This window comes from Streptomyces sp. SAI-135, assembly GCF_029893805.1.
In the GTDB taxonomy this organism is placed as follows: domain Bacteria; phylum Actinomycetota; class Actinomycetes; order Streptomycetales; family Streptomycetaceae; genus Streptomyces.
The window spans coordinates 102,446-114,196 of sequence record NZ_JARXYP010000001.1; the positions used below are offsets into that span (position 1 = coordinate 102,446).

The 11,751-nt window shown below is 68.1% G+C and carries 11 protein-coding genes; 5 read left to right on the forward strand and 6 right to left on the reverse strand.

The features are described 5' to 3' along the window. Positions 1-60 precede the first annotated feature (60 nt). Positions 61-576, forward strand: a complete 516-nt coding sequence (locus tag M2163_RS00535; RefSeq protein ID WP_280854753.1) for a winged helix-turn-helix domain-containing protein — start codon at positions 61-63, stop codon at positions 574-576. Next, positions 573-1,163 (forward strand): transposase, encoded by a 591-nt coding sequence (locus M2163_RS00540; protein ID WP_280892851.1) that lies wholly within the window; start codon positions 573-575, stop codon positions 1,161-1,163. Before M2163_RS00535 ends, M2163_RS00540 begins: the two co-directional genes overlap by 4 nt. 92 nt (positions 1,164-1,255) lie before the next feature. Here M2163_RS00540 and M2163_RS00545 read toward each other — a convergent pair whose 3' ends face one another. The 6 genes from M2163_RS00545 to M2163_RS00570 all read right to left on the reverse strand — a co-directional run bounded on the left by M2163_RS00545 (position 1,256) and on the right by M2163_RS00570 (position 7,409). Next, on the reverse strand, positions 1,256-2,737 hold the full coding sequence (locus M2163_RS00545) for a long-chain fatty acid--CoA ligase (protein WP_348541020.1): 1,482 nt from the start codon (positions 2,735-2,737) through the stop codon (positions 1,256-1,258). Between the two features lie 640 nt (positions 2,738-3,377). Further along, the gene (locus M2163_RS00550) at positions 3,378-3,521 is read right to left on the reverse strand and encodes a hypothetical protein (protein WP_280855051.1); all 144 of its coding nucleotides are present in this window, start codon (positions 3,519-3,521) and stop codon (positions 3,378-3,380) included. A 270-nt stretch (positions 3,522-3,791) separates the two neighbouring features. Next, entirely contained in the window at positions 3,792-4,307 is a 516-nt protein-coding gene (locus M2163_RS00555) for a flavin reductase family protein (protein WP_280855050.1), read from the reverse strand. Then, entirely contained in the window at positions 4,304-4,660 is a 357-nt protein-coding gene (locus M2163_RS00560) for a DUF4387 domain-containing protein (protein WP_280855049.1), read from the reverse strand. Before M2163_RS00560 ends, M2163_RS00555 begins: the two co-directional genes overlap by 4 nt. Continuing rightward, a complete protein-coding gene (locus tag M2163_RS00565) occupies positions 4,657-6,048 on the reverse strand; it encodes an acyclic terpene utilization AtuA family protein (protein ID WP_280855048.1) in 1,392 nt (463 codons plus the stop codon). Before M2163_RS00565 ends, M2163_RS00560 begins: the two co-directional genes overlap by 4 nt. Beyond that, the gene (locus tag M2163_RS00570; RefSeq protein ID WP_348542147.1) at positions 6,045-7,409 is read right to left on the reverse strand and encodes an LLM class flavin-dependent oxidoreductase; all 1,365 of its coding nucleotides are present in this window, start codon (positions 7,407-7,409) and stop codon (positions 6,045-6,047) included. The genes M2163_RS00565 and M2163_RS00570 overlap by 4 nt, the downstream gene beginning before the upstream one ends. Before the next feature lie 240 nt (positions 7,410-7,649). Between M2163_RS00570 and M2163_RS00575 the strand changes: the two genes are divergently transcribed. The 3 genes from M2163_RS00575 to M2163_RS00585 all read left to right on the forward strand — a co-directional run bounded on the left by M2163_RS00575 (position 7,650) and on the right by M2163_RS00585 (position 11,727). Beyond that, positions 7,650-8,498, forward strand: a complete 849-nt coding sequence (locus M2163_RS00575; RefSeq protein WP_280855047.1) for an IclR family transcriptional regulator — start codon at positions 7,650-7,652, stop codon at positions 8,496-8,498. A gap of 458 nt (positions 8,499-8,956) precedes the next feature. Further along, positions 8,957-10,273, forward strand: a complete 1,317-nt coding sequence (locus tag M2163_RS00580) for an MFS transporter (protein ID WP_280855046.1) — start codon at positions 8,957-8,959, stop codon at positions 10,271-10,273. A 5-nt stretch (positions 10,274-10,278) separates the two neighbouring features. Beyond that, positions 10,279-11,727, forward strand: coding sequence for an MmgE/PrpD family protein (locus M2163_RS00585; protein ID WP_280855159.1), 1,449 nt, complete (start codon positions 10,279-10,281; stop codon positions 11,725-11,727). Positions 11,728-11,751 lie beyond the last annotated feature (24 nt).

An 11,751-nucleotide genomic window follows, 5' to 3' on the forward strand; every position in this document is an offset into this window, starting at 1 on the left:
CTACTGATCTTTTCGTAAGTTCGGTGGGTGTGGTGGCTGTGTGGGTGGGAGGCTGTCGGGGTGGCTTATCACCCTTCCCCTTCGGTTGCCGGCTCCTCCCTTCCTCCCTTGTCGCGGCCTCAGTTGGCGGAGGCGCGTCGTGTTCGGGCAGTCGAGTTGTTCGAGGGCGGCGTCTCGAATGCGGAGATCGCGAGGGCGGTGGGGGTGTGTGCCGAGAGTGTGCGGCGTTGGCGGCGGGTGTGGGAGCAAGACGGTGCTTCGGGCCTGCGCAGACGGGCAGCCACCGGACGGCCACCCAAGCTGGACGACGCCCAGGTCGAGATGGTCCGGGCCGCGTTGGAGGAAGGTGCCCAGGCTCATGGTTTCGAGGCCGACCTGTGGACCCTGGAACGAGTCGGCGCGGTCGTCACCCGGACAACGGGGGTGGTGTTGTCGAGGGCGTCGGTGTGGCGGCTGCTGACCGGCCGGCTCGGATGGAGCCTGCAACGGCCCGAGCGGCGGGCGGTCGAGCGGGACGAGTCGGAGATCGCCCGCTGGATCGCGCACGAGTGGCCGCGCATCAAAAGGGGGCCGTGAACACACGTGCCTGGATCGTCTTCCTCGACGAATCAGGCGTCTCCCTGCTCCCTCAGATCCGCCGCACCTACTCGCCCCGAGGGCGGACTCCGATCCTGCGGCACCGGCTGAACTGGAAGCGCGCGTCGATGGCCGGAGCCCTGGGCTACCACTCCACCGACCCCGATCGCGGGGCCCGCCTGTGCTTCCACCTCAAGCCCGGCAGCTACGACACCGCAGGGCTCATCGAGGTCCTGGAACAGGTGAAGGTGTTCTACCGCGGCGAGCGGGTGGTCCTGGTCTGGGACGGCCTGTCCGCCCACTGGAGCCGGGCGATGCGGGCCTGGGTCGCCGGACAGGACTGGCTCACCCTGGAACGATTACCCGCCTACGCTCCCGAACTGAACCCGGTGGAACTGCTGTGGTCCTCGCTCAAGAAGCGTGAACTCGCCAACCTCGCCGGCGACCACCTCGCCGATGTCGCCGACGCCACCGAGCAAGGCATCCACCGCATCAACGCCAACCCCCGACTGCCATGGTCATTCCTCGCCCATACCGGCCTGACCAGCCGCCCACCACACCCACCGAACTTACGAAAAGATCAGTAAAGCACCGCAGCCGACTCGTTCGGAAGCTCCTGAGGGGGTACGAGCTCGGCCAGACCGACTCGCTTTGGCAGCCGGACGAGGTCCTCCGCATGTCATTCTGAGCGTTCAACCTTGCGGCGGAGGATCTTGCCTGTGGGTCCCTTGGGTAGGGCGTCGACGAGCCAGACCGAGCGGGGATACTTGTACGCCGCGAGACGGTCCCGGACGAAGTTCTTGAGCTCCTCCGGGTCCGCCTCAAAGCCCGGCTTGAGGGCCACCGCGGCGCCGATCTCCTCGCCCAGCTCGGCGTGTTTGATCCCGATCACTGCGGCCTCGGCCACGGCGGGGTGCTCGTAGAGGGTCTCCTCGACCTCGCGGGGGTAGACGTTGTAGCCGCCGCGGATGATCAGGTCTTTCTTGCGGTCGACGATGGTGTAGTAACCGTCCGCGTCCTTGGTGGCGATGTCGCCGCTGCGGAACCAGCCGTCAGGTATGGCTGCGGCGGTGGCGTCGGGACGGTTCCAGTAGCCCTTCATGACGTTCTCACCACGGATGGCGATCTCACCGGGCTCACCGGCCGGGACATCCTCACCGTCGTCGTTGACCAGGCGCATCTCGCAGCCGCGTACCGGAAAACCGATGGTGCCTGCCTTGCGCTCACGGCCGGGCTGGTTGAACGACACGACCGGCGCGGTCTCAGACAGGCCGTAACCCTCGAAGACCTCGCAGCCGAACCGGGACTCGAAGCCGCGCAGAATCTCCACCGGCATCGCGGAGCCACCGGTCATGCAGGTGCGCAGCGAGGACATGTCGGCGTGCGCCGCATCGGGGCAGTTCAGCATCGCCGCGTACATGGTGGGCACACCCTCGAACACGGTCACCCGGTCACGGGCCACCACCTCCAGAGCCTTGACCGGATCGAACCGCGGAATCAACGTCAGTGTGGCGCCCGATTGGATTACGGCGTTAAGCCCGCAGGTCAGGCCGAAGACGTGGAACAGGGGGAGGCAACCCATGACCACGTCGTGGGGGCCGGTCTCGATCAGCGTCTCGGCCGTGGTGGCAGCGTTGGAGCACAGGTTGCGGTGGGTGAGCTCCGCGCCCTTGGGCTGCCCGGTAGTGCCGGAGGTGTAGAGGATGACGGCGGTTTCGCCGTCCGCACGCTCAACCGGCACTTCGATCGGGGTGCCCCTGAGCTCGGTGGGGCCGATCGCAGGGACAGTGATACCAGTGATCCCCAGGGCTTTGGCGGCCCCGGGCACGACGTCCCTGGAGCCGTCCCAGCCGTAGACGACTTTCATGCCCGAGTCGCTCAGGTAGTACTCGACCTCGCGAGCCTTGAGCAGCGGGTTCATCGGCACCACGACCGCGCCTGCGAGCAGCACGCCGTAGAACAGGACCGGGAAGGCGGGCACGTTCGGCAGCATCAGACCGACCCGCTCGCCCGGTTCAACGCCGCGTTCGCGCAAGTCGCCGGCCACGGCGGCGGCGGCCGTGTGCAGCGCGGCGTAGTCCAGCACATAGTCGTCCAGTTTGATCGCCAGGTTATGGGGCTGCGAACGGGCGGTCGCGAGCAGGTTCATGGCCAGGTTCACGGTCGGTCCTTTCCAAGAGGGCACGGCGAGATAACCGGCGGCGTGGCAGAGAAGTAGCCCGGCGGCGTCAAGGATCTCGAGCGTCGCCGGCGAAACGGGGCTGAAGGCGACCTCGGCGCCTCGGTACGGAGGAGGCGGGCTTCGAGGTCGAGGGTGATGGTGTCGCCGTCGGTGACCGGGTCGCGGATCCCGTGAGGGTGACCGCGGGTAGGCCGAAGCGGATCGTGGTGCAGTGGAAGGGAGAGTTGAAGTCCTCGGCGACGACCGCGGTGATATTGAGGTGGCTTAGCAACACCATGCCCTGAAGCTGGAGCACAAGCCGAGGTTGCGGCCCGCTATCAGGATGCACCCAGGCGCGCCCGTTCGGACCAGCCTGAGCCCAGGTCGTAGAGCAGATACGTAGCCGCCTTGCCCACGGGCAAGCGCATCGCAAATCTGGGATCGTTTGCGCGCATCCAGGAAGATTCATCAGGTCGGTGATGCACTCGGTCACGTCGGAGCTGGCTACCGTGGCGGTGAAGGCCAAGGAGAACTCGGCATCGGGGCAGCCCATCCCACGCGCGTGGTGGGCGGCCCGATGCGTGGGCCAGATCTTCCCGATCATGGTGCCCATGAGATCTCCGTCGGTGGTCGCGACGGATCAGTGGGAACGCTCGCCGAGCGCGACCGAGTCGTCGTATCCGACTGCTCGGAAGCTCCCGAGCAGGCCCTCCGCGAGGTGTGGGTCTATCCCGCCCAAGTCGGCCAGCGCGGCGGCCGTGGCGGCGGTGACGGGGTGAAGCAACGCTCCGGGATGGATCGGTCAGCGTCATGCGGGCCGCCGTGACGAGGTATCCCGGGGCGGCCTCGACGGTTTCCAGCTCTTGTTCAACACGGCGATCACCGCTTCGCAGGCTCCCCGCTCGCGCGGCTCAGCGCCCGACCGGCCGCGGCATCGTTGCAGCTGAGGCGTCGCGACTGGGTGTGGGCAACGTCTGGGCCGGTCGCAGCGCGATCCTCGCACTGCCGGGGCAGAACTCGCGCAGCCATTGGGCGACTTGAGGGCGTGCCCCCTTCAGCAAGGTACGGCGGCCAATTCGCGGAAGCTGCTGCCATGGAAGACCATGGGGCTGACCTCGGGCCGAACGGTCAGGTTGTGCACCCGCAGTAGGACGATCGCGTGGTCGCCCGCCGCGAGAGTCTCGTGGACGGAGGTCTCCAGCCATGCCGCTGCGCCCTCGACAAACAGAGCGCCGGCGTCGGAGGTGAGGGTGTCGAGGCCGGCGAAGCGGTCGCCGCCCTTACTGCCGAGCGAGCGGGCGGCACCGGTGAGGTCGGCGCCGAGCGCGCTGACGCCGAGGCGGGGCGCGGAGACCAGCTTGGGCCAGGTGGCTGAGGTGTTCTGGATGCAGAAGGCAACGAGTGGCGGGTCGAGGGAGACCGGCACGAAGGTGCTCGCGGCGAGACCCGTGCGTTCGCCGTCGACCTCGGCGGCGATGGCGACTACTCCGCTCGGGAACTGGCCGTAAGCGTGGCGCAGGGTGCGCGTGTCGAGGCTGCGGGACAGGCTTGGCGTGGTGGACGCGGTCATGCGAGGGCTTCCCTTCCGGGGGCAGGAGCTGGGGCGGGTACGAGAATGTCAAGCAGCGGTCCGTGCTGCTGGGCTCCGAATGTGTCGCGTTCGCCGACGCTGCCCTGGTCGCCCTGCCGGACCAAGGTGAGCTTGAAGGCCAGGGCGGGTTCGAAGAATTGGCAGGTACGGACATCGCTCTCGGTCACCGAGTACAGGCTGGCGAGGGCGGTGGGGTTCAAGACGCCGCTGTCGCGGACGTGGGCATACCTGTCGGCGTCGGTGAACATGACGTCGAAGGTGATCTCGTAGGGTCCCGCGTTCTTGCTGCGGATGACCTCCGCGAGGTCCTTGAGCGGGACGGTCGCACTCATCGGGTGGCCTCCTTGGCGGGTATCAGGCCCACCTGTCGGTGGGCGACGGGGAACAGGTCGAGGTCCCGGGCGTCCATGAGGTGGTAGAGGGTGAAGGCGCACACCGGGCCGATGGGGCTTTCCATCGGGTTGAGCGGTAGCGCCATGTTCCCGGCGGTCGCCATCTGCCCGGGGTAGGACAGGTGAAGGCAGCCGATGCGCACGGTGGTGCAGATGGCGAGGGCGAGTTCGGGGCTCTGTGCGGTGACCTCTCCGAGGATGCCGACCTCGTGTGGCACGGCGGTGGAGGGCTCCAGCGGGCCCATCACCCCATTGCGGCCGTAGACGTGGAACGCCAGCCTGGCAGCGCCAGAGGCGAGTTCGGGGTGGAGCTGGGCCGTCTGTCGTTCGACGCGTTCGAGGAAGGTGTCGAGCTGGGCGATGAGGATCGGGTCGTGGATGCCGCCGATGAAGGCGGCGCGGTGGCCGACCACGGCCGCTCCCTCGACCTTGAGGACCGGATGGTCACTGGGCAGGAAGCGGCTGCCGCTGACCCGGACGGTGCGCTCGTCGACGGCCTCGTACACGCATGCGCGGACGTCGAGGACGCCGCCGGGGCCGGGCAGCAGGTCGGGGCGGCTCTTCTCATAAAGGGTGTGTGCGGCCACCGACAGCGGGGTGCAGCGCTGCGCCGGACCGGAGGGCGTGAGCTCGAAGCTGTCCCGGTGCACGGTGGCGATGACACCGCCACCCTTGGGTTCGGCGCAGGCTCCCCCGCATTCGAGGATCTTGCCCATGTGCCAGGCGATGCCGGGTTCGACGCCGTGGTGCAGGGCGAAGGCTGCGTGTGGCGCCGGGTCGTAGGCGCGACCAGCGATGATCACGTCGAAGGGTTCACCGGATGCGAGGATCTCCAGGAAGGGCTCGGCGCCCATCTGCGCGACCAGGCCCGTGGCCTCCCGTATGTCCTTTTCCGAGGGCAGTTCCCCACGCACGTTCGGCTCGATAAGGCCGCGGGCCAGCCTGTCGGCCACGACATCGGCGGGCATGTCCGCGCCGATGGTCACCACCCGCAGGCTCAGCCCCTCCTCGTCGGCCAGCCTGTCCACCAGGTCGGTCATCCGGGCGACCTGCTCGTCGGTGCCGGCTCCCCCGGCGGAGCTGATGACGAGCGGGATGCGGTGATCTGCGACGGCCCGCAGCATGGGCCTGAGGTCACGGGCGTAGGACTCCACCGTGACGAGGGTCTTGCCCAGCCCGAGCATGTACGGGCCGGGGTCGGTGGAGCCGGAGTCGACGACGATGAGGTCGACGCCTTCCTCTACGGTGCGGTGGAAGTCGGCCAGGTCGTAGCCGTAGCCGAGCATGCCCTGCGGGGTGAAGATCCGGATCGGCAGCGAGGCGCTCATGCCGCGGCCTCCCGGTTCGCCTCGGCCGGAGCGGGCAGGCCGAGGTTCTCGCGCAGCGTGGAGCCGGTGTACGAATCCCTCACCAGGCCGCGGCGCCGCAGTTCGGGGACGACCAGCCGTGCGAAGTCCTCGTAAGTGCCCGGGACGGAGGAGGCGCTGAGCACGAAGCCGTCGCAGCAGGAGCCGAACCACTGCTCGAGCTGGTCGGCGATCTGCTGCGGGGTGCCCACCATGGTGGAGTCGCCCTTGGGCAGGGAGCCGCGGCCGGAGTACTCCACGAAGTCCCGCACGCAGGGGTTCGCAGTGCCGCTGAGCTGGATGACGCGGTCGCGTAGCCCCTGCCAGGACATGGCGGCCAGTTCGGTGTCGGTGAACGGCTCGTCGTAGGGACGGGTGGACAGGTCGACGTTCAGGACCTCGCACAGCAGGGCCAGGCTGTCCTCGGGTCGGGCCAGAGCGTCGGTCAACTCAAAGTTGCGGCGGGCTAGTTCGGGGGTCTCGCCGGTGATGACGCTGATCGCGGGAGCGACAACCACCTGTGCCGGATCGCGGCCCGCGTCGGCCACGGCCTGCTTGACCGCCTGGTATTGCTTTTCTCCCGTCTCCCGCGAGGAGTACGCGGTGAACACGACGTCGGCCCAGCGACCGGCGAAGGCCATGCCGCGGCCGCTCGATCCGGCCTGGAGCAGCACGGGGTGTCCCTGGCGTGAGCGAGGCACCGTGAAGGCACCGTCGACGTCGAAGAACTTGCCCGAGAAGGTGGTCCTGCGGACCTTGTCGGGGTCGGCGAAAACGCCGGTCTCCTTGTCGAGAACCAGCGCGTCGGCGTCCCAGCTGGTCCACATCCGACTCACGATCTCGAGGAACTCGTCCGCCCTGTCGTAGCGCAGGTCGTGCTCCAGGTGGCCTGTGCGTCCGAAGTTCGCGGCTTCGGAGTCGTTCAGGGAGGTGACGATGTTCCAGGCGACCCGGCCGCCGGTCATCAGGTCCAGCGTGGCGAAGAGCCGAGCTACGTGGAAGGGCTCGTAGTAGGTCGTCGAGTACGTCGCCCCGAGACCGAGGTGTGTGGTCGCGGCCGCCATGGCCATCAGGATCGGTGTCGGATCCATCTTGACGGAGCGGATCCCGTGCCGGAGGGCCAGTTCGTGGCTGTGGCCGTAGACGTCGGGCATGGCCAGACGGTCATCGAAGAACGCCATGTCGAATGTGGCGTCCTCCAGCGTCTTCGCGATACGGGTGAAATAAGAAGCGGACAGGAAGTCCGTCATCGAAGACGGGTGACGCCAAGATCCCACATAATTGGAACAGTTCTGGGCCTGCAGAAAAGCAATGAGTGCCATTCGGCGGGAGTCGTCAGGCATTGTTCCTCCTTGATATACGGAAGGCGTCGATATGCGGAAGGCGTCGGCCGTAGGCGGCACCGTCCTCGAATACAGCGGTCAGAAGGAATTCATTGACAGCGCCCATGAGCACCGTGGACGATTCAGTCGGCAGCCGCAACCAGAGTTGCGATCGGCGCAACCAAGAGGGTGCGGCGGCTGTGGGACGGACGGTATGGATCAGTCCGAGAAGCCAGGCAAGGGCAAGGGAGGGGCGACGGCATGACCAAACCCGAGACGAGGACCGGGTCAGGCGTTCCGGCGGCGACCGAGCAATCCGACTCGGCGTTGCGGGCACTACGGGTACTGGAGTTGCTGGCCGGGATGGAACAGCCCGCCTCGCTGACGGCAATCGCACAGGTGACGCGCCTGACGAAGACCCGGACGTACCGCATCCTGCGCAGTCTGCAGGACGGCGGTTTCGTCCATCACGCAGGCCGCAGCGGCTACCGCGTCGGCAGCCGCGCCATCGCGCTGGCGACTTTGATGAGCCCGCGTCCGGCACTGGTGCAGTCGGCCCGCCCGGTGCTCATGCGGCTGGCGCTGACCAGCGGGGAGACCGCAACGCTGCACCTGCGCAGCGGCGGCCACAGAGTCCTGGTCCTGGGGGAGGAGTCACCGGGCAGCGCGCTGCGACGGGTGGTGCTGTTCGGTGAGCGTTCGCCGCTGACCTCAGGGTGCGGCGGCACGTCGATCCTGGCGCATTTGCCGCAGGCGGAGGCCGCCGAAGTGATCGAGGAACATGTGCCGGCAGAGTCCCGGTCCCACCTCGCGGAGCAGCTGGCGGAGATCCGCGCGCACGGATACGCGGTCTCCTACTCCAGCAATCACCCCGGTCTGCACGGCATCGCCACGGCGCTGCTGGACCCGGCCGACGACTATCCGCTGGGGTCGCTGGTCATCGCGGGCCCGGAGCAGCGGCTTCCGAAGCCCGCGCTGCTCGCGTTGGCGGGGCCGCTGCAGGCGGCCAGCCGCGAGCTGGCGCCCCGGCTGGCAGCGGTCATCGGTCCGAACTCCTCGGTGCGGCTTGCCTCGTTGGACGTGACCATCCAGGATCTGCTGACCCGCTGACCGCCGCCGGCTTGCACCGGATGTTGCGGCTGCCGCAACTCCGCTTGCCCGTGCCCTTCGCGCCGGTTGCAATGGCGGACATCGGCATCGGCGAGGAAACCGGTGCCGCCGCACGAGACGCGCATTTCCGTGACACAGCCCACGAGGCATGATCAGGAGCGGTAACCCCCTTTACTTTCCACGGGCCTCAGTGCTTTTCTCGCCGCCACCGCGGGATGAGGAAGTTCCCTCGATCTACCCTGTACCCCGAGTGCAATCCGGGTGTTTCACCGTCCGTATTTCCGCCCCCGCCCGAGCCGCGCGGCTATGCCGCCTTGCGGGAGCCGGAATTCACAATGATGTGAGGACCACGCATGGCTGCAGCAGAGAAAGTGCACAGAAACGAAAGAACGCAATACTCCGCATCGGCGCGGTTGAGTTCGCTTCCCCGTATCACCCGCTCACAGCGGACGTGGTGCATGGTCCTGGGTGTCCTCTTCGCCTTCGACATCGTCGACATCTACTCCTTCTCCTACGTAGCGCCGACCATCACCCAGGAGTGGGGGCTCTCCCTGCACAGCATCGGGATCGCCACATCCTCGACGTTCCTCGGCATGTTCTTCGGCGCTGTGACAGGCGGCCGGATCAGCGACCAGATCGGCCGCAGACGGACCATCGTCGGCGGGGTCCTGCTGTTCTCGACGGCTTCCCTGCTGACTACGTTCGCCAACAGCGTCGGCTACCTGATCGCGGCCCGGTTCATCAACGGCTTCGGCATCCAGGCAACCACCGGGGTGCTGATCGTGTACGCCGCGGAAATGTTCCCGCGTGCTTCCCGCGGCCGATCAGTCTCCCTGATGCTGGCGATAGGGCTGCTCGGCGCGCCGGTGGCCGCAGCGTTCGCCCGGGTCGTCATCCCTCTGGGCGAGGACACCTGGCGCTGGGTGTTCGTGCTCGGTGCCGCAGGTGTCATCCCGGGCCTCCTTGCCCTGCGCATCCTGCCGGAGTCGGTGCGCTGGGAGTGCGCACAAGGCCGGATCGAGCAGGCCACGGCGACGGTGGAACGGCTGGAGGCGGAAGCAGAACGGCAGTACGGCACGCTGCCGGAGCCCGTCGAGGAGCCGCCGGTGCTGCCGGCGAGCCCGCGTGAGCTGCTGCGCGGGGCCAACATCCGCAACCTGTTGGTCGGTGTGGCCTGTCTGGTGCTGACCTCCTTCGCCTTCTACGGGTTCAACGCCTACGTGCCGACGTTGCTGGTGGAGCACGGCTACAGCCACACCGCGGCTCTGACGCTGACCCTGGTGTTCGCGTTCGCCGCGGTGCCGGGTGCTCTGCTGGCCTGGCCGCTGGTAGACCGGCTGGAACGCAAGTGGGCCATTCTTGCCCTGGCAGTGGTAATCGCGGCACTACTGCTGGGGTTCGGGAACACCGGCAACGCCACAGTAGTGACCGCGTGTGGGTTCCTGCTCAGCATGCTGCTGCAAACCCTGACGGCGTTCCTGTACGCATACCTCCCGGAGCTGTTCCCCACCCCGCTGCGCGGACTCGGCCAGGGCGTGTCCAACGGCCTGGGACGCCTCGCCGTGTTCTCCGGCGGTTTCCTGTTCGCGCCGATGCTCGAGGGGCTCGGTTTCTCCGGATTCTTCGCCGTCATGGCCGGCGTCCTGGTGATGGGCGGGGGTACGGTCGCCGTCTTCGGGATCCGCACCGCGGGCCGTGCCCTGCGGGAGAACACCGCGCAACCGGCAGGCGCGTCGACACACCATGCAGTTCCGTCACTTAAGGAGTCGCTGTGAACAGCATGCCGAAAGCGCCCACCGGCACCCCCGAGAAGCCCGTTGCGGCCTTCCGGGCCCCCGACGCCGAAACGGCCGTTGAGCGGCTGGCCACCTTCACTGTTGGTCTGCGCCTGGCCGACATCCCGGAGGCGGTACAGGCGGTGGCCCGTGACCACCTCCTCGACGCACTCGGCATAGCGCTGGCGTCCTCGGGCATGGACTTCGGACGCCCGGTCCTCGATGCCGCCGCAGCGCTCGGCCGAGGAGAGGACAGCCACGTCCTCGGCCACGGCACGCCCCTGCCTGCTGCGTCGGCCGCCCTGGTCAACGGCACGCTGATACACGGCCTGGATTTCGACGACACGCACATCGGCGCCATCTACCACGCCACAGCACCCGCCCTGGCGGCGGCCCTGGCTGTGGCGGAAGAGCAGCACGCCGACGGGGAAGCCTTCCTGGTCGCCTACATCGTCGGCCTGGAAGTCGGCTGCCGAATTGCCGGCGCGGGAGCGGGCCTGTTCCATGACCGCGGCTTCCACCCGACCGGCATCGCCGGCACCTTCGCGGCGGCGGCCACGGCGGCCCGGCTGCGCGGCCTGGACGGGCCGACGACCGTCTCAGCACTCGGCATCTGCGGCAGCCAGGCAGCAGGCACCCTGGAACTGGCCGGTTCATCCCTCAAGCGGCTCCACCCCGGCTGGGCAGCCCACTCGGGCATCGTGGCCGCCGGGCTCGCGGCGGCCGGTTTCGCCGGTCCCCCAAGCGTCCTCGATGGCCCCCTCGGCTTGTACGCCAGTCACCTGGGCCTGTCGGCGGACGAGATCGACCTGGGCCTGGAAGACCTCGGAAAGCGCTGGTCCTGTGCCGACATCGCCCTGAAGCCATACCCCTGCTGCCACTTCACGCACGCCTTCATCGACGCGGCGCTCGCCTTGCACACCGAACTCGGTGGCACCCCGGTGCGCCCGGAAGACGTAGCCGAGATCATCTGCCCCACGACCCCGCGGATGATGCCCGCCGTGACCGAGCCCGCCGCGCGCAAGCAGCGGCCGCAGACCCTGTACGAGGCGCAATTCAGCGTGCAGTACGTAGTGGCTCGGGCGCTCACTGCGGGCCGCATCGACCTCACGACGTTCTACGACGAGCCGCTTGATCACCCCGACGTGCTCGCACTGGCCGCCAAAACAGTTTGCCCGCCGGACCCAAACAGCGACTTCCCGGCCCGCTTCCCCGGCGAGGTCGTCCTGCGCCTGACCGACGGCCGGGAGGTACGCCGGCGAATCGCGACCTCCAGCGGCACCCCCGGAAACCTGCTTACTACGGCGGAGGTCAGCGCCAAGTTCCGCAGCAACGCGGGCCGAGTCCTCTCCGAGGACCGGGTGACAGCCATCGAGAAGACGGTCGGCGAGGTGGAACACCTCGCCGACGTCAGCGCATTGGTCCGCCTGTGCCGGTCAGGGACGGCCTCCTGATCAAGTGCCCCGCGTTCTTTGTCC